This is a genomic window from Rhodococcus jostii RHA1 (assembly GCF_000014565.1).
In the GTDB taxonomy this organism is placed as follows: domain Bacteria; phylum Actinomycetota; class Actinomycetes; order Mycobacteriales; family Mycobacteriaceae; genus Rhodococcus_F; species Rhodococcus_F jostii_A.
In genome coordinates this window covers 4,376,877-4,402,494 of sequence record NC_008268.1, presented here as the reverse complement: position 1 = coordinate 4,402,494, position 25,618 = coordinate 4,376,877, and the positions used below count along the sequence as shown (strand labels likewise).

General features: G+C 67.0%; 25 protein-coding genes, 1 tRNA gene and 1 other RNA gene. 18 read left to right on the top strand and 9 right to left on the bottom strand.

The window, feature by feature from the left end; translation table 11 throughout:
* Nucleotides 1-41 precede the first annotated feature (41 nt).
* Both fepB and RHA1_RS20395 read left to right on the top strand, forming a co-directional pair.
* Nucleotides 42-1,052, top strand: coding sequence for a Fe2+-enterobactin ABC transporter substrate-binding protein (gene fepB, locus RHA1_RS20400; RefSeq protein ID WP_011596668.1), 1,011 nt, complete (start codon nucleotides 42-44; stop codon nucleotides 1,050-1,052).
* Nucleotides 1,053-1,138: 86 nt separating this feature from the next.
* Entirely contained in the window at nucleotides 1,139-1,975 is an 837-nt protein-coding gene (locus tag RHA1_RS20395) for a DUF1206 domain-containing protein (RefSeq protein WP_011596667.1), read from the top strand.
* Between the two features lie 51 nt (nucleotides 1,976-2,026).
* Here RHA1_RS20395 and RHA1_RS20390 read toward each other — a convergent pair whose 3' ends face one another.
* Both RHA1_RS20390 and ffs read right to left on the bottom strand, forming a co-directional pair.
* Nucleotides 2,027-3,325: an aspartate aminotransferase type Ic gene (locus RHA1_RS20390; RefSeq protein ID WP_011596666.1), complete on the bottom strand. Its 1,299-nt coding sequence runs from the start codon at nucleotides 3,323-3,325 to the stop codon at nucleotides 2,027-2,029.
* A 43-nt stretch (nucleotides 3,326-3,368) separates the two neighbouring features.
* Nucleotides 3,369-3,463: signal recognition particle sRNA small type (ffs, locus tag RHA1_RS44350), an RNA gene on the bottom strand.
* 125 nt (nucleotides 3,464-3,588) lie between these two features.
* Here ffs and RHA1_RS20385 point away from each other — a divergent pair.
* The 4 genes from RHA1_RS20385 (at nucleotide 3,589) to RHA1_RS20370 (ending at nucleotide 6,147) form a co-directional block, all read left to right on the top strand.
* Entirely contained in the window at nucleotides 3,589-4,083 is a 495-nt protein-coding gene (locus RHA1_RS20385; protein WP_011596665.1) for a DUF3558 family protein, read from the top strand.
* Nucleotides 4,084-4,142: 59 nt separating this feature from the next.
* Nucleotides 4,143-4,230 (top strand) — tRNA-Ser (locus tag RHA1_RS20380).
* A gap of 189 nt (nucleotides 4,231-4,419) precedes the next feature.
* A complete protein-coding gene (locus RHA1_RS20375; RefSeq protein ID WP_009477251.1) occupies nucleotides 4,420-5,379 on the top strand; it encodes an alpha/beta hydrolase in 960 nt (319 codons plus the stop codon).
* A gap of 84 nt (nucleotides 5,380-5,463) precedes the next feature.
* Nucleotides 5,464-6,147 (top strand): YoaK family protein, encoded by a 684-nt coding sequence (locus RHA1_RS20370; RefSeq protein ID WP_011596664.1) that lies wholly within the window; start codon nucleotides 5,464-5,466, stop codon nucleotides 6,145-6,147.
* Here the strand turns inward: RHA1_RS20370 and RHA1_RS20365 are convergent.
* Nucleotides 6,122-6,637 carry a COG4315 family predicted lipoprotein gene (locus tag RHA1_RS20365; protein WP_005248698.1) on the bottom strand — a complete coding sequence of 172 codons (516 nt, stop codon included), beginning with the start codon at nucleotides 6,635-6,637 and terminating at the stop codon, nucleotides 6,122-6,124. The two genes, RHA1_RS20370 and RHA1_RS20365, sit on opposite strands and share 26 nt — an antisense overlap.
* A 155-nt stretch (nucleotides 6,638-6,792) precedes the next feature.
* On the opposite strand from RHA1_RS20365, the gene RHA1_RS20360 reads away from it, so the two are divergent.
* From RHA1_RS20360 to RHA1_RS20350, 3 genes are read left to right on the top strand one after another with little or no spacing between them, the layout of a single operon-like run.
* Nucleotides 6,793-7,602: a helix-turn-helix domain-containing protein gene (locus RHA1_RS20360; protein ID WP_029539704.1), complete on the top strand. Its 810-nt coding sequence runs from the start codon at nucleotides 6,793-6,795 to the stop codon at nucleotides 7,600-7,602.
* Nucleotides 7,599-8,159: a TIGR03086 family metal-binding protein gene (locus RHA1_RS20355; RefSeq protein ID WP_016884478.1), complete on the top strand. Its 561-nt coding sequence runs from the start codon at nucleotides 7,599-7,601 to the stop codon at nucleotides 8,157-8,159. The genes RHA1_RS20360 and RHA1_RS20355 overlap by 4 nt, the downstream gene beginning before the upstream one ends.
* A gap of 38 nt (nucleotides 8,160-8,197) precedes the next feature.
* The gene (locus RHA1_RS20350; protein ID WP_050787341.1) at nucleotides 8,198-9,736 is read left to right on the top strand and encodes a metallophosphoesterase; all 1,539 of its coding nucleotides are present in this window, start codon (nucleotides 8,198-8,200) and stop codon (nucleotides 9,734-9,736) included.
* Here the strand turns inward: RHA1_RS20350 and RHA1_RS20345 are convergent.
* On the bottom strand, nucleotides 9,720-10,307 hold the full coding sequence (locus RHA1_RS20345) for a TetR/AcrR family transcriptional regulator (protein WP_011596660.1): 588 nt from the start codon (nucleotides 10,305-10,307) through the stop codon (nucleotides 9,720-9,722). The genes RHA1_RS20350 and RHA1_RS20345 overlap by 17 nt on opposite strands.
* 54 nt (nucleotides 10,308-10,361) lie before the next feature.
* On the opposite strand from RHA1_RS20345, the gene RHA1_RS20340 reads away from it, so the two are divergent.
* The gene (locus tag RHA1_RS20340) at nucleotides 10,362-11,030 is read left to right on the top strand and encodes a lysophospholipid acyltransferase family protein (RefSeq protein ID WP_011596659.1); all 669 of its coding nucleotides are present in this window, start codon (nucleotides 10,362-10,364) and stop codon (nucleotides 11,028-11,030) included.
* Here the strand turns inward: RHA1_RS20340 and RHA1_RS20335 are convergent.
* On the bottom strand, nucleotides 11,014-11,595 hold the full coding sequence (locus RHA1_RS20335) for a TetR/AcrR family transcriptional regulator (RefSeq protein ID WP_011596658.1): 582 nt from the start codon (nucleotides 11,593-11,595) through the stop codon (nucleotides 11,014-11,016). The two genes, RHA1_RS20340 and RHA1_RS20335, sit on opposite strands and share 17 nt — an antisense overlap.
* Before the next feature lie 82 nt (nucleotides 11,596-11,677).
* On the opposite strand from RHA1_RS20335, the gene RHA1_RS20330 reads away from it, so the two are divergent.
* The 3 genes from RHA1_RS20330 (at nucleotide 11,678) to gluQRS (ending at nucleotide 13,915) form a co-directional block, all read left to right on the top strand.
* Nucleotides 11,678-12,256, top strand: coding sequence for a dihydrofolate reductase family protein (locus tag RHA1_RS20330; protein WP_005248710.1), 579 nt, complete (start codon nucleotides 11,678-11,680; stop codon nucleotides 12,254-12,256).
* A gap of 79 nt (nucleotides 12,257-12,335) precedes the next feature.
* On the top strand, nucleotides 12,336-12,947 hold the full coding sequence (locus tag RHA1_RS20325; RefSeq protein WP_011596657.1) for a TetR/AcrR family transcriptional regulator: 612 nt from the start codon (nucleotides 12,336-12,338) through the stop codon (nucleotides 12,945-12,947).
* An 11-nt stretch (nucleotides 12,948-12,958) separates the two neighbouring features.
* Complete coding sequence (gene gluQRS / locus RHA1_RS20320; protein ID WP_011596656.1) at nucleotides 12,959-13,915, top strand: tRNA glutamyl-Q(34) synthetase GluQRS; 957 nt, start codon at nucleotides 12,959-12,961, stop codon at nucleotides 13,913-13,915.
* Here gluQRS and RHA1_RS20315 read toward each other — a convergent pair.
* Nucleotides 13,884-14,432, bottom strand: a complete 549-nt coding sequence (locus tag RHA1_RS20315) for a DUF4190 domain-containing protein (protein WP_011596655.1) — start codon at nucleotides 14,430-14,432, stop codon at nucleotides 13,884-13,886. The genes gluQRS and RHA1_RS20315 overlap by 32 nt on opposite strands.
* Nucleotides 14,433-14,987: 555 nt before the next feature.
* Here RHA1_RS20315 and RHA1_RS20310 point away from each other — a divergent pair.
* The 3 genes from RHA1_RS20310 to RHA1_RS20300 all read left to right on the top strand — a co-directional run bounded on the left by RHA1_RS20310 (nucleotide 14,988) and on the right by RHA1_RS20300 (nucleotide 17,297).
* Nucleotides 14,988-15,656, top strand: a complete 669-nt coding sequence (locus tag RHA1_RS20310) for a DUF2189 domain-containing protein (protein ID WP_016884474.1) — start codon at nucleotides 14,988-14,990, stop codon at nucleotides 15,654-15,656.
* Between the two features lie 159 nt (nucleotides 15,657-15,815).
* Nucleotides 15,816-16,451 carry an RDD family protein gene (locus tag RHA1_RS20305; protein WP_011596653.1) on the top strand — a complete coding sequence of 212 codons (636 nt, stop codon included), beginning with the start codon at nucleotides 15,816-15,818 and terminating at the stop codon, nucleotides 16,449-16,451.
* Nucleotides 16,452-16,568: 117 nt separating this feature from the next.
* Nucleotides 16,569-17,297, top strand: a complete 729-nt coding sequence (locus RHA1_RS20300) for a queuosine precursor transporter (protein ID WP_011596652.1) — start codon at nucleotides 16,569-16,571, stop codon at nucleotides 17,295-17,297.
* A gap of 43 nt (nucleotides 17,298-17,340) precedes the next feature.
* On the opposite strand, the gene tgt is transcribed toward RHA1_RS20300, so the two are convergent.
* Nucleotides 17,341-18,585 (bottom strand): tRNA guanosine(34) transglycosylase Tgt, encoded by a 1,245-nt coding sequence (gene tgt / locus RHA1_RS20295; RefSeq protein ID WP_009477237.1) that lies wholly within the window; start codon nucleotides 18,583-18,585, stop codon nucleotides 17,341-17,343.
* Nucleotides 18,586-18,691: 106 nt separating this feature from the next.
* Between tgt and RHA1_RS20290 the strand changes: the two genes are divergently transcribed.
* Entirely contained in the window at nucleotides 18,692-20,575 is a 1,884-nt protein-coding gene (locus tag RHA1_RS20290) for a sulfatase-like hydrolase/transferase (RefSeq protein WP_011596651.1), read from the top strand.
* Nucleotides 20,576-20,580: 5 nt separating this feature from the next.
* Nucleotides 20,581-21,822 (top strand): hypothetical protein, encoded by a 1,242-nt coding sequence (locus RHA1_RS20285; protein ID WP_011596650.1) that lies wholly within the window; start codon nucleotides 20,581-20,583, stop codon nucleotides 21,820-21,822.
* Between the two features lie 42 nt (nucleotides 21,823-21,864).
* On the opposite strand, the gene RHA1_RS20280 is transcribed toward RHA1_RS20285, so the two are convergent.
* Nucleotides 21,865-23,844: an ABC transporter ATP-binding protein gene (locus RHA1_RS20280; protein ID WP_011596649.1), complete on the bottom strand. Its 1,980-nt coding sequence runs from the start codon at nucleotides 23,842-23,844 to the stop codon at nucleotides 21,865-21,867.
* Complete coding sequence (locus RHA1_RS20275) at nucleotides 23,841-25,574, bottom strand: ABC transporter ATP-binding protein (protein ID WP_011596648.1); 1,734 nt, start codon at nucleotides 25,572-25,574, stop codon at nucleotides 23,841-23,843. The genes RHA1_RS20280 and RHA1_RS20275 overlap by 4 nt, the downstream gene beginning before the upstream one ends.
* Nucleotides 25,575-25,618 lie beyond the last annotated feature (44 nt).

Below are 25,618 nucleotides of genomic sequence, written 5' to 3'. Positions count from 1 at the left end.
CCTAAATCAGCTTCCTTACCCGTGCGAAAGAGAGTCCTACCGTGAAACTTCGTCGCTCACTGGCAGCCGTCGCTGTCCTCGCCGTCGGGATCGGCGCTGCCGCGTGCTCGTCCGATCCCGATTCCGACGCCGCGACCACCGGCACCACCGCCGCGTCCGACCAGAACTGGCCGCGCACCGTCACCGACGAGACCGGCAGCGTCACGATCGAACAGAAGCCCGAGCGGATCGTGTCCACCAGCGTCACCCTCACCGGCTCACTACTCGCCCTCGACGCCCCCCTGATCGGTACCGGCGCGCAGAGAGCCAGCGACGTCACCGACGAGAACGGTCTGTTCACGCAGTGGGCGGACATCGCCGCCGAGCGCGGCGTCGAGACGCTGTACCAGGGCGAACCCAACGTCGAGAAGATCACCGCCGCCGATCCGGACCTCATCTTCGTGTCCGCCACCGGCGGCGACTCGGCGCTCGATCAGGTGGACACGTTGAAGCAGATCGCGCCCGTCGTGGTGCTGCGATACGACGACAAGTCGTGGCAGGCCCTCAGCGGACAGATCGCCGCGGCCATCGGGGCCGAGGAGCAGGCCGACGCCGTCGTCGCGAAGTTCGACCAGCAACTCGACGACGCCAAGTCGGCGCTGGGCGACAGGGTCGCTGCGGCGAACCCGGTGAATGTGCTCGCATACAACTCGCCGGAGGAGTCGCGGATCTTCACCGCCGACTCGGCGCAGGGCATCCTGCTGGAACGCCTCGGATTCTCGCTTGCCGAGCTGCCGTCCGACCTCACCGCCGCCGACAAGGGCATCATGGCCGGCCGCAAGGACGTCGTGCCTGCCGGGCAGGAGAACCTGCCGCGTGCGGTGCCCGGCAACACCACGTTCATCGTGATCGGTGAAGCAGCGGACGCCGACAGGTTCCTCGCCGATCCGACGCTGCGGGAGACGCCGTCCGTGGAGAAGAAGCAGGTGATCGGGCTCGGGAAGGACAGCTTCCGCCTCGACTACTACAGCGCGTCCAACCTGATCGACCGGGTCACGAACACAGTGCGATAACGCTCACCCCGTGTCGGCGCGGCCCATACCGGGTACCTCTACGTGAAAGGGACTCCGGTCCGTTCACACAACCCGAAGGACACCCGATGGCCCAGAACGAAACGAACCGAGCCAACGGGATGAGCCGCGCCGTCGACAGGGCAACCGACAGCAACACTTTCGAACGGGTCGCGCGCGCCGGCCACGTGATGAGCGGTTTCGTCCACCTGCTGATCGCGTACATCATCGTCCAGCTGGCGTTCGGCACCGGCGGCAACGCCGATCAGTCCGGGGCCCTCGGCGCCCTGGCCGCCAAACCCGGTGGCCGGTTCGTGCTGTGGGTGGCGATGGTCGCGTTCATCGCGATGGCGCTGTGGCGGCTCGCCGAGACCGTTCTCGGACCCCATGCCACCGAGAATTCCGGGGGCGACGGCGAAAAGACGTCCCTGCTGGACCGCGCGAAGGCGTTCGGCCTGGCCGTCGTCTACTTCGCGTTCGCCTTCTCGGCTTACCAGTTCGCGAGCGGCGGCGGGAAATCGAGCGGTCAGCAGAACGCCGGAATGAGTGCACGCCTTATGGAGTCCGGGGGAGGCAAGATCCTTCTCGTGGTGGTGGGTCTCGGCGCAATCGCGATCGGCGGCTACCACATCTACAAGGGGGCGTCGAAGAACTTCCTGGACGACCTGAAGGGCACCCCGTCGAAGCTCGTCGAGCCCCTCGGAGTGGTCGGCTACGTAGCCAAGGGCCTCGTCATCGCGGGCGCGGGCGTGCTGGTGATCGTGGCGGTCTTCAACGCCGACCCGTCCAAGGCCACGGGCCTCGACGGCGCGGTCAAGACCCTGGGTTCGGCGCCGTTCGGGCAGTTCCTCCTCGTCCTCGCCGGACTGGGCATCGCCGCGTACGGGCTGTACAGCTTCGTGATGGCGCGCTACGCCAGGATGTAGAGACACGTCCGGCCGCTCACCCGCCAAGGGTGAGCGGCCGGACGTCGTCTACTAGGACTTCGGCAGGTCCAGGCGTGATTCGGTGGCCGCGAGCAGCACGCACGTCGCGACACCGTTCATCGACTTGTCCAGATCCTCCATCGAGGGGAAGCTCGGCGCGAGCCGGATGTTCTTGTCCTCGGGGTCGACACCGTACGGGAACGCCGATCCGGCGGCGGTGAGCGCGATCCCCGCGTCCTTCGCCAGAGCGATGACGCGCTTCGCGGTGCCCTCGACGACGTCCAGGCTGATGAAATATCCGCCCTTCGGCTCCGTCCACGACGCCACCTTCGACGCCCCGAGACGATCCTCGAGAATCTTCAGGACGAGCGCGAACTTCGGCGCCAGGATCTCGCGGTGCTTCTCCATGTGGGCGCGCACGCCCTCGGCGTCACCGAAGAACCGCAGGTGCCGCAGCTGGTTCAGCTTGTCGGGACCGATGCTCTTCTTACCGAGGTACTTCTGGTACCAGGCCAGGTTCGCGGTCGAGGAACCGAAGAAGCTGACGCCGGCACCGGCGAACGTGATCTTCGACGTCGACGCGAACACGAGCGGCCGGTTCGGGTTACCCGCCTCTGCGGCCATCCCGAGGATGTCCAGCGACGGCGCCGTCTCGCCGACGAGCGGGTGGACGGCATAGGCGTTGTCCCAGAACAGCCGGAAGTCGGGGGCGGCGGTCGGCATCGACGCCAACGTCCGCGTGACCTCTTCCGAGTACACCGCGCCCGTGGGATTGGAGTAGTTGGGGACGGCCCACAGACCCTTGATCTGCGGATCGTTCGCCACCAGCTCGGAGATGACGCCCACGTCGGGGCCGTCCGGGCGCATCGGCACCGGGATCATCTCGATGCCGTAGGTCTCGGTGATCCCGAAGTGGCGGTCGTAACCGGGTGCCGGGCACAGAAACTTGACCTTCTCCTCCTGCGACCAGGGGCGCGGGGAGTCGGGGGTGCCGTGCAGCAGGGCGAACACGACGTTGTCGTGCATGATCTCGAGGCTGGCGTTGTTGCCGGCGAGCAGGTTCTCGACGGGGATGCCGAGCAGTTCACCGAAGATGGCGCGCAGCTCCGGCAGACCGGTCAGCCCACCGTAGTTGCGGGTGTCGGTGCCGTTGCCGTCGCGGAAGTCGCCGTCACCGGGCAGTGTCAGCAGCGCCGCAGACAGATCCAGCTGCTCGGGCGAGGGCTTGCCGCGAGTGAGGTCGAGCGTGAGCTTCTCCGTCTTCAGCTGCGCGTAACTCGCAGTCTGGCGCTCGTGCTCCGAAAGTAGTTCCTCATGGCTCATCAACCCGATCTGGGTCTGGTTGGTCATCAGGAGCGGCCTCTCACCGACGTCGTGGGTCGGGTATGCGAAAGATAGGGGACCCCGCGCACCCGGCAGAGCCCGTTGACCCTTGCTGCCTTCCGGCCCTGGGGGAGTTCACAGGATGCGCGCCGCGCGGGATCCACCACAGAGTGTAGACGGCCCCGAGACGTGGTCGGGATCCACCCCGGCCCGGGCCCGACGCCGCACCTCTGACCACGGCCAGTGCTACCGTCGCCCCCGCATTCGGCCACCTTCGGCAAAGGATCGGGATGAAACTCAGAAGGACAGCACACGCGGTGACACTCGCCGCCGTCGTGGCAGCACTGTCGGCGTGCGGCGGAGGCAGCGACGACGCAGCCACGTCGGACGCGGTGAGCTGGGACGCGGCCGAGCCGTGCACGCTCGCCGACGATGCGACGCTCGCACCGCTTCTCACGGCAGGCGCCGGCGAGGGCACCGCCACCGACAGTCCCGAACGTCGCGCCTGCACGTGGGGCAAGCCCGAGGCACTGAACACCGTGACGATCACCACTACGAGCGCGCCGGAACCGGTCGACCCGCTGCGCACGATCGACGTCGGCGGACTCGAGGGGCGCGCACTCGCCGAGAGCAAGTACCAGTGCATCCTCGAGGTCACCACCGATGCGGGCACCCTGTCGATCGAGACGAAATTCGGTCTCGACGCCACCGCGAACCCGGACACGTCCTGCGACCGGTCCGTCCCCCTCGCCGAGCACGCCCTCACCCAGCTGAAGTGGGCCTAGAACGGGCGGCTACCTGGCCGTTTAACGGTGAGCCGCCGTCGTTGGGTATGCTCCTCCACGGAGGATTCGCCTAGTGGCCTATGGCGCTCGCCTGGAACGCGGGTTGGGTTAACGCCCTCAGGGGTTCAAATCCCCTATCCTCCGCCACAGGAACCCCTGTGAACTGCTGAGAAGCGGTTCGCAGGGGTTCCTTTTTCGGTCCTCAGAGCGACGACCGACCGGCTGCCGGAGCCGAAAGTCCTGGCCACAACGGGCGCAACCCGTTATCTTCCTGTTATCGTCGGCGGTGCAGCGTTCGCTGTGCTGTGTGTCGATTCGAGATAAAAGGACATTCGTATGGCGATTCGTCGCACCCGCGCACTGATCGTGGGTTTGGTCGCAGTGTTGGCATCGGGCCTCGTGTCCGTATTGGCCGGAACCGGCGTCGCGCACGCCGACTCGGCCCTGATCTCGGTGTATTCACCGTCGATGGACAAGGACATTCCCGTCAAGGTGCTCAAGGCCGCGGGCGGCGGCCCCGCGCCGACCCTGTACCTGCTCGACGGTCTGCGGGCACCGGACGACAACAACGGCTGGCTGATCGAGACCGACGTGGAGAGTTTCTTCGCCGGCAAGCACGTCAACGTGGTCATCCCGTTCGGCGGCGGCGGAACCTTCTACTCCGACTGGCAGCGCGACGACCCGAAGCTCGGCCGCGTCAAGTGGGAGACGTTCCTGACCAATGAGCTGCCCCCGGTGATGGCTTCCCAGTTCGGCAGCGACGGGGTGAACAACGCGGTCGCGGGTCTGTCGATGAGCGGCACCTCCGCGTTGAACCTCGCCACTCACCGCCCCGACTTCTACAAGGCGGTCGCGTCGTACAGCGGTTACCCGACGGCCAGCTCGCCCGGCTTCGCGCAGGGCATCCAGGTGTCCGTCGCCCAGATGGGTGGCAACGCGCTGAACATGTGGGGCTTCTGGCCGTCGGGTGCGTGGCTTCGCAACGACCCGCTGCTCAACGTCGGCGCGCTGCGCGGCAAGTCCGTCTACATCTCGTCGGGCGCAGGCTCGACGGCCAGCGATCCGACCGTCGACCCGGACAGCGCCTCGTTCGACCCGGTGAAGTTCTCGCAGACGGTCCCCCTCGAGACCGCCTCCGGTCTGAGCAGCAAGGTGTTCGTGCCCGCGGCGCAGCGCGCCGGCGCCAACCTGCAGACCCACATCACCGACGACGGCCTCCACACGTGGAACTACTGGCAGGACCGCTTGCACGAGTCCTGGGCCAACACGCTGGCGCCCGCCCTCGGAACCTCCTGAGCCAGGCGTCGTGAGCGCCTGACCTACGCCACAGTGGCCCCCGATCTCCGGATCGGGGGCCACTGTCGTCGGCTGCGGTGTTTGATGTGGAGTGTGCCGATCGACGACAGCAGGCAGATGCTCGCGCTGGCGGTGGTGCTGTCCACGCTGGCCGGTTACGTCGACGCGCTGGGATTCATCACGCTCGGCGGGTTCTTCGTCGCGTTCATGAGCGGCAACCTCACCCGGTTCAGTGTCGGGTTCGCGGACGCCGCGTGGGCGCACGCGGCGACGGCTGCCGCGGTGATCGGCATGTTCGTTCTCGGCTGCGCCCTGGGCGCAGTGGTCGTGCACCTGTCCGATCGTCGGCGCCTGCCCGTCCGGACGACGGTGCTCGCGGTCGTGTCGGGACTGCTGATCGTCGGCGCGGTGGCCGCGACTGTCGGGGCGAGCACGGTGGCCGTCGGCGCGATGCTGCTCGCGATGGGCGCCGAGAACTCCTTCTTCCAGCGCGACGGCGAGGTCACCATCGGTCTCACCTACATGACGGGCGCGCTCGTGAAGATGGGACATCGGCTGGCCGGGGCCCTGTTCGGCGGACCGCGGTGGGCGTGGCTACGGCACTTCGCGTTGTGGGCCGGTCTGGTGGTGGGAGCGGTGACGGGCGCCCTCGCGCACCACTGGATCGGGCTGGACGCCCTGTGGTTCGCTGCCGTCCTGTCGGCAGCGCTGACCGTCACCGTCCACTTGAGGATCGACCGCGCTACTCGCCGCCCGCAGTTGTCGTGACCGGGTTGCCTGCGGAGTCGAGGGTCCACCACACGCTGCCGACCGCCTGTCCGAATGCGTCACCGGGTTCGTTGTCGTCCTTGTAGCGGTACACGGGGCGGCCGTTGACGGTGAGCTGGTGGGTGCCGTCCGGCGCCGGGATGGTGTCGATGACGACTTCCTGCAGCCCCTGGACCGTCGGGTTCTCGGTGACGGAGGTGACCGGCGGCCACGATTGCAGGCAGGTGTCGCGGCACGAACTGGCGCCGGAGCCGACCTCGTCGTTGTCGTACACGTAGACCGTCATGCCGCCGTCGTCGACCATCACCTCGCCGAGCGTCGTCGGTCCCATCTTCAGGACTGGTGTTCCGGGCGCGGCGGGCGGGGACGTCGGCGTCGGCGACACCGGGGCGTTGCCACCCGTGTCGCCGGAATCGGTGCTGTCGTAGGCGCAACTCGAGAAGGTCAGGCTGACGGCGGCGATCGCTGCCAGCGCCCATGTTCGTCTCATGGAGTCCTCGTTCTCTGTGACGGCGAAGTGGCGGGCCTCCGGGGAACCTCTGCGGACCCGTGCATACAGTTCACCTCGAGTTGCGTGCCGGTGCGGGCACTTCGGGCGATGTGACCGGCCCGCACGTGTCGGTCTGCGTGATTAGGCTCCTGTGCATGGGCTGGTACACGCCGACCTCACCGTCGCCCGACCTCACCGACACCCTGGTGTGCGGGTGGTCCGCGCGCACGCAGGGCGAGCATCTGCTGGTGCCGGACGCGTGCATGGACATCCTGTGGATCCGGGGGGTGGGAATCCGCGTGTGCGGTCCCGAGACCACGGCGTGGTCGTTCACGCTGCCGCCGGGCACCGAATCCGTCGGCGTCCGTTTCCGTCCCGGCGCCGCCTCGCATCTGCTGCGGACGTCGGCGGCCGAGGTCCGCAACATCCGGGTCGGTCTCGGGGACGTGGTCGGGTCCACGTGGGAACGGACACTGACCGACCGGCTCGACAATGCGCCCGGTTACGCGGAACGAATCGCCCTGTTCGAGAACGCCGTGCGCGCGTGGCGAAACCGTGGACCGGACGCCGACCCGCTGATCGGCACCGTCCGGCAGGCGCTGTCCCGGCACTCGTGGAACGTGGGCGCGCTCGCCGACGCCGCCTCCGTCACGGAGCGGCAACTGCAGCGGCGATGCAACGACGCGTTCGGATACGGGCCCGCCACCCTCCGCGGCATCCTGCGGCTGCAGCGGTTCATGGCGCTGGCGCAGTCGGGGACGCGGGCCGGGCTCGCCGACCTCGCCGCCACCGCCGGCTACAGCGACCAGGCGCACCTGTCGCGGGAATGCCGGCGGATCTCCTCGCTCACCCCGTCCGACCTCCTCGCCAGCGAGGCCCCCGACTGGCACGGGACGGAATCCGTCGTCGATGTCGGAAATGTTCAAGCCATCGGGCCCCGGACGGGAGAAGAATCGGCCGCATGACCTCGACAACCGAAACCCCCGCAGCCCATTACCGCGACCTTGCCGCGAAGTTCACGAAGCGCGTCGAATCCGTGCCCACGGAACGCTGGGACGACGCGTCCCCGTGTGACGGCTGGACGGCCCGCGACGTCGTGCGGCACGTGATCGACACGCAGCGCTACATCGTCACCGTCGTCGATCTGGAACTGCCGGTGCCGCCGTCCGTCGACGAAGACCCGGTAGCCGCCTGGGCGGCCACGCGCGACGGCATGCAGGAGATCCTGGACGATCCGGCCCGGGTGAGCCGCGAGTACGACGGGCACTTCGGCCGCACCGACCTCGGCAAGACCATCGACAGCTTCTACTGCTTCGACCTCGTGATCCACGGCTGGGACCTCGCCCGGGCCACCGGCCTCGACGAGACCATCCCGGCCGACGACCTGACCTGGGTGGGTGGCGTCGCGGAGCAACTGGGCGACAACATCCGCACGGCCGGGGTGTGCGGCCCCGCCGTGGACGTCCCCGCGGGCGCCGACGAGCAGACCAGGGTCCTGGCCTTCCTCGGCCGCAAGGCCTGACCCGAGCGCCTGCCCGGTCGCGCTTGTAACCTCGGGTCATGAGCGTGCCGGGCAGGATTGCCGCGCTGACGGCGGTGTCACTGGCCGCTGCGCTGCTCGGCGGTGACGTGGTCGCGGTGGCCGATCCCGAACCCCGGGGCGCGTCCGGTCTGCCTGCGCGTGGCCTCGTCACCTCGGCGCCGATCGCGTCCGCGGTCATGTTCGCCGGGACCACCGGCGACGCCGCTCCCTCACAGCGGGTTCCGGGTGAGGAGTCGGACGGGCAGTCGGCCACCAGCCACCGCTTCGGCGAGTACCCGTACATGCGGTACGAGGTCCGGTTCGGTCCGGAGCCCGCAGGAACGGACGTGACCTGGCACGGACGTTCGGTGAATCTCGACGACCTCGCGATGCACGTGTGGGACGAGGAGGAGCAGAGCTGGGGTGAGCCGGTCGCGACGGCGCAGCCGTCCGAACCGGGCGGTCCGGTCACCCTGACCACCCGGATCGAGGGCGAGGACACCGCGCAGATCCTCGTCATCGACGGTCCGCGACGGGACCGGAGTTTCCGCGAGGCCAACGCGACAGCCGATCAGCAGTTCGCCGACCCGAACGCGTACGACTTCGCGCTGCAGCACATCTCCGACACCCAGTACGTGTCGCGGGACCGGCCGGAGGTGTACTTCGACATGACCCGCTGGACCGCCGAGAACGCCGCCGAACGCAAGATCGCCTATTCCATGCACACGGGCGACCTCGTCCAGAGTTGGATACGTCCGGGTGCACCCGAGTCCCGCGCCCGGCCCGAGTTCGAGGTGGCCGACAAGGCGATGGCGACGCTCGAAGAGGCAGGCATTCCCTACGGCGTCCTGCCCGGCAACCACGACAACCTGTGGAACGTCGGCGGACGGCTCATTCCCGGCGAACACGAGAAGAACCACGCCCTCTACAACGAGTTCTTCGGGCCGTGGCGGTACCGCGACCGGCCCTACTGGGGCGAATCCGTCACGGACACGGACAATTCGGCGCACTACGACCTGCTCGACATCGCCGGCGCGAAATTCCTGATGCTCTACATCGGCTACAACCCGCCCGAGCACGTACTGCAGTGGGCCGAGGACGTGCTCGCCGACCACCCGGATCGCAACGTGATGATCGGCAGCCACTACTACCTGGACAAGGACGGCTCGCTGCGGATGAGTGGGTTCGGCGACATCGGTAGCAGTGCGGGACAGCAGATCTGGAACCGGCTCGTCGTTCCGTTCGACACGGTGTTCCTGGTCCTCGCGGGACACGTCGACGGGCAGACGACGGTCACCGACCGGAAGGTGGGCGACACGGATCGGAAGGTTGTGGAGTTGCTCGCCGACTACCAGTACTTCACGGTGGACAGCCGCCGCGAGACCGGGTTCCAGCGACTCCTGCAGTTCGATCTCGACGGCGGAACGCTCGCCGTCACGACGCACTCCCCCACGCTGGACAGCTTCCGGGTGGAGGACTTCGATCCGCAGCGTCGCTACCAGCCCGGTGACGGGGACTTCGTCACCGATGTGGAGTTGCGGGCTGATTTGCCGCGCGCCGTCATGCCCGCGCCCTGAGGTGTAGGTCGATCAGCTGCGCGACGAAACTGTCCACGTCGAAGTCGCCGACGATCAACTCGATGCTGCGGGTGGCGCGGAGGGTCGCCACCCCGTGCAGCTGGGTCCACAGGTTCAACGCGACCACGTGCGGGTCCGCGGAGCCGGTGTCCGCGACGAGTGCGACGACCGTCTCGAACAGGGGTTTCGAGTGTTGCCGCAGGTCCTCTCCCGACCCTTCGAGCAGGTCGTGCCGGAACATCAACTCGAACAGGGTGCGGTGGGTGTCGGCGAAGGAGAGGTACTGCCGTGCCGTCCGCCGCACTCGTGCGAGGGGGTCCGACTCGGACGCGGTCGCCGACCGGAGCTCGTCGGACAGCTCGGCGAATCCTGATGCGGCGATCGCGGCGAGCAACGCTTTGTGAGTGGGAAAGTACCGCCGCGGCGCGCCGTGTGAGACACCCGCGTGCCGGGCGACGGCGCGTAGCCCGACGGCGTCGATGCCACCCTGGTCCAGCAATTCGCGGCCACTGTCGATCAGCCGCACGCGCAGGGATTGCACTTCTCCACTCATGTAGACAGTGTCTATCATGGCGTGAGTAGACAATGTCTACTCACGCTTCGGCGCCCAAGTGAGGAGTTCACCGTGTGGTACTGGATCTTCAAATACCTGCTGATCGGACCGGTGCTACGCATCTTCGGGCGCCCCACGATCGACGGTGCACACCACATCCCGGCGTCGGGTCCGGTGATTCTGGCGAGCAATCACCTCACCGTCGTCGACTCGTTCTTCCTCGTCCTGATGGTGCGCAGGCGCATCACGTTCGTGGCGAAGAGCGAGTACTTCACCGAAGGCGGCGCGAAGGGCCGAGCGAAACGCTGGTTCTTCACAGCGGCCGGCCAGGTGCCGATCGACCGGTCCGGGGCCTCCGCGGCGGAATCCGCGCTGAACACCGCGCGGAAGATCCTGGACGACGGCAAGGTCTGGGGAATCTACCCCGAGGGCACCCGGTCGCCCGACGGCCGACTCCACAAGGGCAAGACCGGAATCGCCCGGGTCGCGCTCGCGACGGACGCCCCGGTCGTGCCTGTTGCCATGCACGGCACCCGGCAGGTCAACCCCGTCGGATCGCGGATGTGGCGGTTCGGCAAGGTGACGGTGACCGTCGGCGAACCGCTCGATTTCACCCGATTCGCCGAGCTACGCGACAACCGGCACATCGTCCGGGCCGCGACGGACGAGCTGATGCACGCCCTCATGACACTGTCGGGCCAGGAGTACGTGGACGACTACGCGCTCAGGCGTCCGGCGTAGCGACGGCGCGCGTCACGAGATCGGCGACGAGCCGCTCCGTGTCGACCCCCTCGAGCACGCCGGGTAGCGTCAGGTGCTCGACGATGAGCGCATTCATCGCGAGGTAGAGCATCAGCACGGTGCTGCGATCACCGGGCAGTCCCGAGTCGAGGTGAAAACCGATGTCGCGCTTCAGATTCTCGGAGATCGTGCGCGTCAGCGTGGTCCGCAACTCGGGACGCCGGACCGCTTCGAGACGCAATTCCTGCAACGCGAGATAGCCCGTGCGGTCACGGGTAATCCTGCCGAACAGCCCCTGCATGTACTCGATCGCGAGCTCGAGATTCTGCGGCTTGCGCCCGCTTTCTTCGACGACCGAGGGGTCGGGACCCAGCCGCTCGTGAATCCGCTTGCCGACCTGGTCGAACAGGTCGTCGCGGCTGGGGAAGTAGTTGGACGCGGTCCCCTTGGGGACGTTCGCCTCGACGTCGACGGCGCGGAAGGTGAGGCCGCGCGCACCCTCGCGCGCAAGCACTTCGATCGCGGCGTTCACGAGAGCCGCACGTCGTTCCGGATTCTGCGCCATCGACACTCCTCGGCAAAGGACTTGCAACCACTGCAGCCATAGTACTACAAATGGAGTGGTTACCGATCACGGGAGGACTCACATGCGAAAGCTCGTCTACTACGCCGCCGCCACCATCGACGGATTCATCGCCGGCGCCGACGGCTCGGACCCCACCGGCACCATCTTCGAGATCGACGGCGATCACATGCCCGTGATGATCGCCGAGTACCCCGAGACGGTCCCCACCCACATGCGGGCACCGCTGGGAATCGATGCCCCCAACAAACATTTCGACACACTGCTCATGGGCCGCGCCAGTTACCAGCCCGGCCTCGACCTCGGCGTGACCAGCCCGTACGCGCACCTGCGGCAGTATGTCTTCTCGACCACGATCACCGAGTCGCCCGACCCGGACGTCGAGATCGTCTCGGGCGATCCGATCGAGAAGGTGCGCGAACTCAAGCGGGAGGACGGCAAGGACATCTGGCTGTGCGGCGGCGGCAAGCTCGCCGCCGCAGTGCAGCCCGAGATCGACGAGCTCCGGATCAAGCTCAATCCCGTGGCGATCGGCACCGGCATTCCGCTGTTCGACGGCGAATTCGGCCCTCAGCGGTTCCGGCTGGCCGCGAGCCGCGCCTTCGAGAGCGGGATGATTTTCCTGACGTACGTCCGCCGATAACCGAAGTCACACCCGCCACTCGCGGCAACACGGGCACCTGACGCATGTATTGATTCAATACGTCAGTAATGTTCGAGGCATGCGCGAACGCCGATACTCGTCCACCAGCCCCGAACGCCTGGCCGCGGCCCTGTTCGACGTCGCGGCCGAGTCGGGTCTCGAGGGCGCCAGCGTGCGCGAGGTCGCCAAGAGGGCGGGTGTGTCCATCGGAGCCGTGCAGCACCACTTCTCCACGAAGGACGAGATGTTCGCGTTCGCCCTGCGGACCCTCGTCGACAAACTCCTCGCCCGACTGTCGGAGGTCGAGCGCGGCGGGGATCCCGCCCGGGCCCTGTTCGCCGCAATGTCCCAGTTGCTGCCACTCGACGAGGCGCGGTCGCGGGAGGCGCACGTCATGGCGGCATTCGCCGTCCGGGCCGCGACCTCCCCCTCGCTCGCCGAGATCCGGCGCAAGACCCTGTTCACCATCCGCACCGGACTGTCCGCCGTGCTCATCGGGATCGGCACCCCCGAGGCGGAAACCCGTGCGGCGCTTCTCCTCGCCACCGTCGACGGCCTCGCGCTCGATGCGATCGGCAGTCCGGCGCTGTACCCGCCCGAGTACCTCGAGCACGCCCTCGACATTCAGATCGGCATGATTCTGCAGGGCGCCGACGTCGTGCCGTCGTCGTCGATCGAACTGGCCAGCTGACCCCTCGGCCGATGTCACATCCGTCTCGTCAGAGTGAACCGCTGTCACATCGGGCGGGGGGCGCGGGACGGTTCGCGCCCAGCCCGTCCGGCGACCTGCACCTCGGCAACCTGCGGACTGCCGTGCTGGCGTGGCTGTTCGCCCGGTCCACCGGCCGGCGGTTCCTCCTGCGCGTCGAAGACCTCGACCGCGTCCGCGAGGGCGCCCGGGACCGGCAGCTGGCCGACCTCGCCGACCTCGGCCTCGACTGGGACGGCGACGTCGTGTCGCAGTCGCAGCGACTGTCGCGGTACGACGCTGCCATCGCCGAACTCCACGCCGCCGGCCTCACGTACGAGTGCTTCTGCACGAGAAGAGAAATCCTGAAAGCCGCGTCGGCGCCGCACGCGCCGCAGGGCGCGTACCCGGGGACCTGCCGCAACCTGACACCGGACGAATGCGCAGACCGGCTCGCCGGCGGACGACCACCCGCGCTGCGACTGCGCGCCGGCGTCACGTCGTTCACCATCGACGACGTCCTGCACGGCAGCTATTCCGGCATGGTGGACGATCTCGTGCTGCGTCGCGGCGACGGGACACCCGCCTACAACCTCGCGGTGGTCGTCGACGACGCCGCCCAGGGAATCGATCAGGTGGTGCGCGGCGACGACCTGCTCTCGTCCGCGCCCCGCCAGGCCTACCTCGCGGGGCTGCTCGGGTTGACCACCCCCACCTACGCGCACGTCGCCCTCGCGCTCAACGAGGACGGCAAACGGCTCGCGAAGCGCGACGGCGCCGTCACCCTCGCCGACCAGAAAGCGTTGGGACGCACCGCGAGCGACGTCCTCGGAGTACTGGCGACGTCACTCGGGCTCGCGGAACCGGACGAGGTCGTGGATCTCGGGATACTCCTCGACCGGTTCGACCCGGCCCGCCTGCACCGCGAACCGTGGGTGGTCAGGCTCCCGACGCCGCCGCAATCACCATGATCAGGAAGAACAGGATCCAGCCGATGACGTAGGCGCCGCCGATGGCGATTCCGGCGATCGCGAGTCCGCGGCCCTCCTGCCCGGACTGCTTGATCTGGCCCAGCGCAATGATGCCGAGGATGATGCCGACGATGGAGCCGAGGCCGTAGAAGCATCCGCCGACGATCGACGTGATCAGCGACGCGATCGCGAGACCGTTCGTCCCCAGCGGCCGCTGGTAGGGCGCGCCGTACGGGTTCGGTGCGCCGTACTGCGGGGCGGGACCGCCGTATTGGCCCGGAGCCCCGTACTGGTTGGGGGCGCTGTACTGATTCGGGGCGGCGTACGGGTTGGGCGTCCCGTACTGCTGGTTCGGAGCCCCGTACTGGTCGCCGCCGTACTGATTCTGATTCGGCGCGGCATACGGATTCGGAGAAGTCCCGTACGCGCCCGGCTGCTGATAGTCGGGGTACTTCTCGGTGGGCGCCGAATAGGTGGGATAACCGGATTCGTCGACCCCGTATCCGTCGCGCGGCAAGCCGGGAACCTCACCGTAAGTGGGTGGTGTTTGCCCGTTGTACGGATTCGAATCGTCCGATCCCCCAGAATTAGTCACGATAACCAGCGTAAAGCATCAAAACCGCAGGAGAAGAAGCAGACCAAAGGGAGGCGAGTAAAGGATTGTCCACGTAGTGTTTATTCGCACTGTCACGCGCGAGCATTCAACTCTTGCTGAGGGGATCACATGACGACTGGTGGATACGACCCTAACGACAAACCTGAAGGTGGTGACCAGGGCGGATACCCCCCGCAGGGCAATCCTCCACCGCCGCCCGGTGGTTATCCGCCGCCCCCGGGGAATTACCCTCCGCCGCCGCAGGGACCGCCGCCCGGCGGATATCCGCCACCGCCCCCCGGCGGTAACTACCCGCCCCCGCCCGGCGGAAACTATCCACCGCCGTCCGGCGGAAACTATCCACCGCCGTCCGGCGGAAATTATCCACCGCCCCCCGGTAATTACCCGCCGCCGCAGGGCAATTACCCGCCGCCGCCCCAGGGACCGCCGCCCGGCGGATATCCGCCGCCCCCGCCGATGTCGGATTACGGCACGCCCGGGCAGACGCCGGGGCAGTTCTCCGTGGGCGACGCGATCGGCTACGGCTGGAACAAATTCAAGGACAACGCGCTCATCTGGATCGGCATCCTGCTGATCGCCGCCATCATCCAGGTGGTGCTGAACCTCGTCTTCGGCGGCTTCAGCACGTCGTCCGACATGAGCGCGGCGTTCTCGGTGTGGCGCATCATCGGCACGATCGTCACGACCATCGTCGGCTACCTGATCAATGCGGCTCTCGTGCGGGGCGCGCTGCACGAGGTGGACGGGAACAAGCCGGCGTTCGGTTCGTTCTTCCAGTTCACCAACGTCGCGGCGATCATCATCGCCAGCGTGATCATCGGTGTGGCCGCCACCATCGGTTTCGTCCTGCTCATCATCCCGGGCCTCATCGTCATCTTCCTGACCTGGTGGACGCTGCAGTTCGTCATCGATCAGAACGAGGACGCGATCACCGGCATCAAGTCGAGCTTCCGCGTGATCTCGCAGAACGTCGGCCCGGTGCTGCTGCTGGCCCTCGCTCTCGTCGGCATCAACATCGTCGGTGCACTCCTCTGCGGCGTCGGACTTCTCGTCTCGATCCCGATCACGATCATCGCGTCGACCTACGCGTACCGCGTGCTCACCGGCCGTTACGTCGCGGCCTGACCGCTCGCTCCCACGGGTGAGTGTGCTTCCTGTCCTTCGCGGACGGAAAGTACGCTCACCCGTTTTGCTACTCCCGTCACTCGAGTCACTCCCACCCCGTGCGTAAGGTGCTCAGGCGTCATCCGAGACATTCAGGACTCGAGATTCGAGGGGGAACACATGACTACCGGTGGATTCGATCCAGACCAGGGACAACAGCCGTTCGGCGGGCAGCAGTACGGGCAACCGCACTACAACGGGGCGGGGCAGCAGCAGTTCGGACAGCAGTTCGGCGCACCGCCGCAGTTCGATTCGGCGCAGCAGTTCGGCACCCAGCCGTTCGCGCAGCCGGACTTCGGGTTCGACGCGTCCCGTCCCGGTGAACTTCTTCCCCGCCTCGGCGCACGCGTGATCGACGGCCTGATCGTCGGCATCCCGATGGCCGTGGTCGGCACCGTCCTCGCGCTGGTGCTGGGCAACTTCCTGGGCAGCGTCCTCGGCGCGATCCTCACCGCGGCCGCCGCCGTCGGCTACTTCGTCTTCCTCGAGACGACGAGGGGGCAGACCCTGGGCAAGCAGATCCTGGGTCTGCGCGTCGAGGGCCCGAACGGCGGGTTCCCCACCCAGCAGCAGTCGCTGACCAGGAACGGCTTCTACGTTCTGTCCGCGCTCGGCGGGTTCCCGCTCCTCGGGTTCCTGTTCGGTGTGCTCGGCGTCGTCGCCGCGATCATCATCGGGGTGACGATCAACGGCAGCCCCACCAAGCAGGGCAAGCACGACGAACTGGCCGGCGGCACGCGCGTCGTCCAGGGCTAGCCCGAACCCGTCCTACCGTGCGGGTGAACGTACCTTTCGTCGCGTCAGATCGGACAAAAGGTACGTTCACCCGTTCCTGATTCGCGCACGTCCACCTGCAGGTGCTTGGATTGCGGCGTGACAGCCTCAGATCAGCAGACCAAGCCAGACGCCCACGCGACGTTCGCGCACGTCAGCCGGGGGTACTACCCCACGTTCGTTGCCCTCTTCACCGCGACGCTGCTGATCTCGAATATCTGCGCGACGAAGGGCGTCGCATTCTTCGCCGATTCGTCGCTGACCATCGGGCCGCTGCAGATCCTGCCCGTCATCACCGACGGCGGCTTCTTCCTGTTCCCGCTCGCCTACATTCTCGGCGACGTCCTCAGCGAGGTGTACGGGTTCAAGTCGACGCGTCGCGCGATCTACCTGGGCTTCGGCGCCCTGATCCTGGCCGCGTTCTGCTTCTGGCTCCTCATCGAGCTGCCGTCCGCCGACTTCTACGAGAACCAGGAGGCGCTGCGGTCCGTCGTCGGCGTCTACCCGCGACTGCTGCTCGCCGGGCTGGCCGGTTACCTCGTCGGGCAGATGCTGAACTCGGTGACGCTGGTCCTGATCAAGGAGCGCACCAAGGAGAAGCACCTGTGGGCGCGGCTCATCGGGTCCACCATCGTCGGTGAGTTCGCCGACACCCTGATCTTCTGCTCCATCGCCGCAGGCGCGATCGGCATCAGCACGTGGAGCGATTTCGTCAACTACGTGATCGTCGGATTCCTGTGGAAGACCCTCGTCGAGGTACTGGTCATGCCGATCACGTACCGGGTCATCGCCTACGTGAAGAAACGCGAACCCACCTACCAGCTCTGACCCCCACGTGAGTGGGAAAGTGTGCCCGAGGGCGCTTTCCCACTCACGTGCGGTAGAAGCGGCCCAGGGTTTCGGCCTTGAACTCGTCGAAGTAGCCGCCTTCGATGCTGGCGCGGATCTGATCGACCAGCCGGACGGTGAAGCGTTCGTTGTGGATGGTGCACAGCGTGGACGCCAGCATTTCCTTCGCCTTGAACAAATGGTGAATGTAGGCGCTGGTGTAATTCGCGCAGGTGTAGCAATCGCAGTTCTCGTCGATGGGCGTGAAGTCACGACGGAAGCGGCTGGTGTTGATGTTGAACCGGCCGTCCGGGTGGTAGATCGCGGCGTTGCGCGCGACCCGCGACGGATTCACGCAGTCGAACGTGTCGGCGCCGTTCTCGATGGCCACGAAGAAGTCGTCCGGCTCGCTGATGCCGAGCATGTGCCGCGGCTTGTGCTCGGGAAGCTCCTCGTTGCACCACCGGACGATGGTGCCGAGGTTCTGCTTCTCGAGCGCCCCGCCGATGCCGTACCCGTCGAAACCGCGGCCGCTCTCCCCCGTGATCGACTCCAGCCCCCTGCAGGCCTGCCTGCGCAAGTCCTCGTACTGCGCGCCCTGCACGACCCCGAACAGCGCCTGGTACGGGCGATGGGCGCGCTCGGCGGTGAGCTTCTCGTGCTCAGCGATGCAGCGCACCGCCCACGCCTGCGTCCGCTCCACCGACTGCTCCTGGTACCCGCGGGTGTTCAGCAGCGTGGTGAGCTCGTCGAACGCGAACATGATGTCGGCGCCGAGCTGGTGCTGGATCTGCATCGACACCTCGGGCGTGAACCGGTGCCGCGACCCGTCCAGGTGCGATTTGAACGTCACACCGTCGTCGTCGACGGTCGCGAGGCGTTCCTTGCCCTTCGCGATGACGTCGTCGGAGCGTACCCCGACGGCTTCCATCGCGAGGACCTTCTTGAACCCGACGCCCAGCGACATGACCTGGAATCCGCCGCTGTCGGTGAACGTCGGGCCGTCCCAGTTCATGAACTTGCCCAGACCGCCGGCCTCGTCGACGATGTCCGGCCCGGGCTGCAGGTACAGGTGGTAGGCGTTGGCGAGCAGCGACTGCGCGCCCAGCTCCTTCATGCTCTCAGGCAGCACCGCCTTGACGGTGGCCTTGGTGCCGACGGCGACGAACGACGGCGTCGCGATGTCGCCGTGTGGGGTGTGAATGGTTCCGGTACGACCCAGCTGCCCGTCGAGTCGGGTACCGACGGTGAAGAACGGATCGGGCGGGGTCGGGACTACGGCATTCACGGGTGTATCCAATCACGGGCGACATTTCCGGCGACACATCACTACTTCGTTCGAAAGTGGGTACAGAGAGTGTGACGATCCCACCCCTTCGACCGGAGGAACCGCCATGAGCGACGAGCAGGCCGGCCATCGGATCGACAGGCGAACGTTTCTCTCGGGTGCAGCGGTCGCCGGCGGGGTGACCGTGATGTCGGGCCTCTTCGACCGTCGGGCGGACGCGTCGGAGAAGCCGCTACACCGTCAGCCCACCAATTACGTACAGCCCAACATCGTGTTCATCGTCGTCGACGAGATGCGGTTTCCCCAGGTCTTTCCCGCGGGGTTCACTACTCCGGACCAGTTTCTGCAGCGGTTCATGCCCAACCTCTACACGCTGTGGGCGCCCGGGGTGAAGTTCACGCAGCACTACACGGCCGGGGTGGCGTGCAGCCCCGGCCGTGCGTGTTTCGTCACCGGGCTGTATCCGCTGCAGAACTGGATGTTGCAGACGCGGACCGGTAATCGGGCCTCCCCCGTCCCGTCGCCCGCGATGGGACGGGACTTTCCGACGTACGGCAAGCTGCTGCGGCAGGCGGGCTACGTCACGCCGTACGTCGGTAAGTGGCATCTGTCGCCGTCCCCTGACGAGGACTCGGGGCTCGCGCCCGGCTACCTCGAGGAGTACGGGTTCGACGGACTGACCATGCCCGACATCATCGGAATGAACGGTGAGGGATTCGAATTCGACGGGCACATCGCCGACCAGGCCGCGGCGTGGTTGTCGACGCGAAAACCCGGGGACGGCCCGTTCTGCCTCACGGCGAGCTTCGTCAATCCCCATGACCAGCAGTTCTTCTGGGCCGGAACGGAAGCGGAACGGTATCAGTCGCTGTACGCGAACAACGTTCCCCCACTCAGCCCCGCCCGGGCCTGGTCGGTGACCACCGGCGAGAGCGACCCTCCGCGGCTGGGTTATCCCTCGGTGCCGCCCAACTGGGAACCCGAGAAGGCACTGCAGTCGAAACCGAGCACCCAGGTGTTCGCTCGGGAGTTCCAGGCCCTGGTGTGGGGCGGCGTCACCGACGACATCCAGAATCTGTCGAACTACTACCTCCAGCCCTATGGTCAGGGCACCGATCCCGACCGGCACATCGCGTTCGCGCCGTACACCTACTGGGAGCGGGCCCTCGACAGTTACACCAACGTGCTGTCGATGGTCGACCACCACATCGGCACGGTGATCAACTCACTGCCGGAGGATGTCGCGGCGAACACCGTCTTCGTCATGACGTCCGATCACGGCGAATATGCCGGCGCGCACGGCTTCGTCGCAGGCAAACTGTCCACCGCCTACGACGAGGCGTTCCACATCCCGCTGATCGTCGCCGACCCGACCGGGCGATTCACCGGCGACACCGACACCCCGCGCGGCCAACTCACGTCGAGCGTCGACGTTGCGCCGCTGCTCGCGACGCTCGGGCACGGCAACCGGAACTGGATGTCCGGGGACCTGTTCGCCACGTACGCCGAACGCGCCGACCTCATGCCGCTGCTGCGGAGCAACACCGCGGCCGGTCGCGACCACGTCGTCCTCGCCACCAACGAACACGCACCGCAGGGGGTCAACTGGAACAACTCCCCCACCCACATCTACGTGCTCCGCACCCCCGAGGCGAAGGTCGCGGTGTATTCGAAGTGGTTGGGGCCCACCGCCTATGTCGACCCGGCGTCGTTCCAGTACGAGTTCTACGACTACGCCACCGAACGCGGTCGGGCGGAACTCGACAACACCTTCGATCACGACCCGCGCGGTCCGGCCATGGCCGCCCAGCTGATGACCCAGTACCTGCCGACTCAGCTCGCCGCGCCGCTCCCCCCGGCGTTCGCTCAGCAGGGCGCCGACGCGATGGCCCGGTACCTCGCCTACATCCAGCTGATCAACCGGTACACACCCGGCGAGATCGACCGCGAGGGCATCGACAAACTGACCGCGTTCGGGGAGGTGTTCTGACGGACATGACCGGGAAAGTCGTTGCCGCCGCGCTGGTTCTGCTGCTGTGGTCCGGCGGGTCCTCGCTCGCGTCCGCGGCGCGCCCTCCGACCGCGCAGTGCGCGTGGCAGTTCATGTCCGACTCGACCGTACTCAACGTCGCCTTCCCCGACGCCAACGCGACATACTGGGTCCTGCCCTACGCGTTGGGGCCAGGTGACACCATCGAACTGAGCGGCACCTACCCGGCCGCCCGCTACTTCTCGCTCAACACGTACGGGACGAACTTCGACACCGTCGACACATTGCGCGACAACCAGATCGGACCCGACCCCGGCAGCGGAAACCCGTTCGCCGACGCTACCGCCGGCGCCCTGCCCGCCACGCAGAAGCGCTGGCACGCGACCGTCGTGACCGGTCCGGCCGACCACTCCCGCAACCAGATTCAGGCCCTGCCCGCCGGGGCCGACACGCAGTCGGTACCCGTCGGCTTCCTCATCATCCGGGTGTACGTCCCCGACGACCCGGCATCGCCGACCGGTAGTGTTCCGCTTCCCGGCGTGACGCTGACGTTCGGGGGCCGAACGTCGCCGGTGCCGACCTGCGGAGCCGAATTCGATCCCTCCGCCTACGACGACGGCCCACTCGGACAGGTCGCGGAGGCCGCATTCGACCAGATCATCGCCGGCGCCGCGTCCGGTGCGTTCCCCGGCAACGTGCCCGAGGCGACGTTCGTGAACCCCGCGAGCACGTCGGGCCTGTTCCCCAACGGCGACAACAAATATGTCGGGGCAGGCCTGACGTACCAGCCCGGACGCATCGTCGTCGTACAGGGCCGGGCACCGACATTCCCCGACACCCGTGCCGGCCAGCCCGTCACGGCACCCGGCCGCCAGGTGCGGTACTGGTCGATGTGCCAGAACGATCAGGCGACGCCGTACCCCGTCGTCGCATGCGCCGCCGACTTCCAGACACGCACCGACGGCGACGGCGACTACACGTACGTCGTCGCCGCACCGCAGGACGTCCCCGCCCGCGCCGCGTCCGACCCGGCCGTCACCATCATCCCCTGGGGCTCCACCGACGTCGCGAAAAAGGTCCTGTTCCTGCGGTACATGCTGCCGTCCGACGCCTTCTACCCACAGTCAGTGCAGGCCTCGCAGAACAATCACACCGACCCGGCCGCCACGATGGGTCCGTACTACCCACGCGCCGCCTACTGCGACACCGCCACCTTCGAAGCCGGGGGAAGCACTGCGTGCCTGTGAGTACTTCTCAACCGCCCGTGGTTGAGAAGTACTCACGGGTGGTCAGACTTCGGCGCCGACGAACTGGCTGTTGTAGAGGCGGTAGTACGCGCCGCGGGTGAGGAGCAGGTCGTCGTGGCTGCCCTGCTCGACGATGCGACCGTCCTCCATGACGACGATGAGGTCGGCGTCGCGGATGGTCGACAAGCGGTGTGCGATCACGAAACTCGTGCGATCGCTGCGCAGGACCGCCGTGGCGTGCTGCACGAGCAACTCGGTGCGGGTGTCGACGGAACTGGTTGCCTCGTCGAGGATCAGGATCGACGGCTGCGAGATGAACGCGCGGGCGATGGTGATCAGCTGCTTCTCACCGGCGCTGATGTTGCTGCCCTCTTCGTCGATGACGGTGTCGTAGCCGTCGGGCAGCGAGTGGACGAACCGGTCGACGTAGCTGATTCGTGCGGCCGCCTGGATCTCGTCCTCGGTGGCGTCGGGACGTCCGTACGCGATGTTGTCGCGGATGGTGCCGCCGAACAACCAGGCGTCCTGCAGCACCATGCCGATGCGGGACCGCAGGTCGTCGCGCGACATCTCGGCGGTGTCGACGCCGTCGAGGAGGATCTTGCCGCCGTCGAGTTCGTAGAACCGCAGGATCAGGTTGACGAGTGTGGTCTTGCCGGCGCCGGTGGGTCCGACGATGGCGACCATCTGACCGGGTTCCGCCACCAGCGACAGGTTCTCGATCAGCGGCTTCTCCGGCGAGTAGCTGAACGACACGTCCGAGAACTCCACCCGGCCGAACGTATGGACGCGACCCGCATCACGGGGCTCGGCCGGCGTGGGCGCTTCGGCGAGGTCGGGTTCCTCCTCGTCCTCGTCGAGGATGGCGAACACCCGCTCGGCGGACGCCACACCCGACTGCATGAGGTTGACCATGGCCCCGATCTGGGTGAGGGGCTGGGTGAACTGGCGCGAGTACTGGATGAACGCCTGCACGTCGCCGAGGCTCATCGTGCCGGACGCCACCCGCATGCCACCGAGCACGGCGATGGCCACGAAGTTGAGATTTCCGAGGAACATGATCGCCGGCATGATCAGGCCCGAGATGAACTGGGCCCGGTAACTGGCCTGGTAGAGCGCCTCGTTCTGCTCCTCGAACCGGGCCTCCACCTCGCGGCTGCGGCCGAACACGGTGACCAGTTCGTGGCCCGTGTACGCCTCCTCCACGTGAGAGTTGAGCGCTCCCGTCGACTTCCACTGCGACACGAAGTGGGTCTTGGACCGTTTCGCGATCTGCGCGGTCACCAGGATCGACAGCGGCACCGTCAGCACCGCGATCAAGGCGAGCAGCGGCGAGATGACGATCATCATCACGAGGATGCCGATCACCGTCATCGCCGACACGATCAGCTGACTCATCGTCTGCTGCAACGACTGCGAGACGTTGTCGATGTCGTTGGTGACCCGGCTCAGCAGGTCGCCGCGGGAGTGGGAGTCGAAGTAGCGCAGCGGAAGTCGATGGATCTTCCGTTCGACCTCGGCGCGCAGATTCTTCACGACACCCTGCACGATGATGTTCAGCAGGAAACCCGACAGCCACATGAACACCGCCGACCCCAGGTACAGGGCCAGCACGATCGCCAGCACCCGGCCGAGCGCACTGAAGTCGATTCCGACACCGGGCACGACGGCCATGCCGGACACCATGTCGGCGAACGTGTTCTGACCGTCGGCCCGCAACGCGGCTACGGCCTGATCCTTCGACATCCCGGCGGGCAACTGCGCGCCGATGATGCCGTCGAAGATCAGGTTCGTGCCCTGACCGAGCATCCGCGGCGCGATCGAGGTGAGCACCACCGACACGGCAGCGACCAGGATAACGATGCCGACGGCGATCCGGTGGGGACCCAGCCGCCTCAGCAGCCGCTTGGTGGACGGCCACAGGTCGTTCGGCTTGGACCCCGGGGCACCCGGAGCGACCGGTCCTGGAATACGCGGGCCGGCGGGCCTTTCGGCAGTGGTGGTGGTTGCGCGATCGCTCATAGTGCTTCCTGGACCGATCGTTGGGATTCGACGATCTCGACGTAACACGGACACGTCTCGAGCAGTTGGTCGTGCGTGCCGATTCCGACCACGGCGCCGTCTTCGAGGACCACGATCTGCTCGGCCTCCACGATCGTCGAGACACGTTGGGCGACGACGATGACGCACGCATCCGAGGTCTCGGGTTTGAGCGCCGCACGCAGCCGGGCGTCGGTGGTGAGGTCGAGGGCGGAGAAGGAGTCGTCGAACAGGTAGATCGACGGACGACGGACCAGTGCCCGCGCGATCGCGAGTCGCTGTCGCTGACCACCGGAGACGGTCGTGCCGCCCTGCGCGATCGGGGTGTCGAGACCCGCGGGCATCGCGCGGACGAAATCCGCGGCCTGCGCGATCTCCAGGGCCCGCCACAGTTCGTCGTCGGTGGCATCGGGTTTGCCGTACCGGAGGTTGGTGGCGACGGTGCCCGAGAACAGGTACGGCCGCTGCGGAACGAGTCCGATGCCGGACCGCAGGACGTCCAGGTCGATGCGGCGCACATCCGTGTCGGACACGGTGACCGAACCCGACGTGGCGTCGATGAGGCGCGGGATCAGCGACAGCAGCGTCGTCTTACCGGAACCGGTGCCGCCGATGATCGCGGTGGTCTTGCCCGGTTCGGCGCGGAAGCTGATGTCGCGCAACACCGGTGCGTCGGCACCGGGGAACTTGAACTGGGCGTCGCGCAGTTCCACCACACCGGGGTTCTCCAGCACGGTGACGGCGTCGACCGGCGGGACCACGGTGGAATCCGTGTCGAGCACCTCGCCGATGCGTTCGGCGCAGACGGTGGCGCGGGGCGCCATCATCGCGATGAACGACGCCATCATCACCGACATCAGGATCTGCATAATGTAGCTGAGCATCGCGGTCAGCGAGCCGACCTGCATGGTGCCGCTGTTGATCTCGTGGCCGCCGAACCAGATGACGGCGACACTGGTGATGTTCGCGATGACCATCACGAGGGGGAACATCACCGCCGTCAGCCTGCCGACCCGCAGGGCGGTCTGGGTGAGTTGCTCGTTCGCGTCGCCGAACCGCGCCACCTCGGAGCGCTCACGGACGAACGCCCGCACCACGCGGATACCGGTGATCTGCTCACGCAGCACCCGGTTGACCCCGTCGATTCGGGTCTGCATCTCCCGGAACGCGGGCACCATCCGCGAAATCACGAACCCCATGGACAGCGCGAGCACCGGCACGGTGACCGCCAGGATCCAGGCGAGCCCGGCGTCCTCGCGGATCGACATCACGACACCACCGACGCACATGATCGGCGCCATCACCAGGATCGTGCAGCTCATCACGACGAGCATCTGCACCTGCTGCACGTCGTTGGTGTTGCGGGTGATCAGGGACGGCGCGCCGAAGCGCCCGAATTCGCGGGATGAAAAGCTCCCGACCTGATGCATCACGGCGCGGCGCACGTCGCGCCCGAAACCCATTGCGGCGCGGGCGCCGAAGAACACCGAACCGATCGAGCAGACGATCTGCACGACGGTGACGAGCAGCATCGTGACGCCCGTGGACAGGATGTACCCGGTGTCGCCCTTGGTGACGCCGTTGTCGATGAGATCGGCGTTCAGACTGGGCAGGTACAGGGCTGCCGCGGTCGCGACGAGCTGGAACAGGACGACCGCCGTGAGCTCCCGCTTGTACGGGCGGAGGTACGTGGTGAGCAGGGCATTCAACATGGGCAGCGATCCTGGCGGGTCATCATTATGTCCGAAGGTTACCA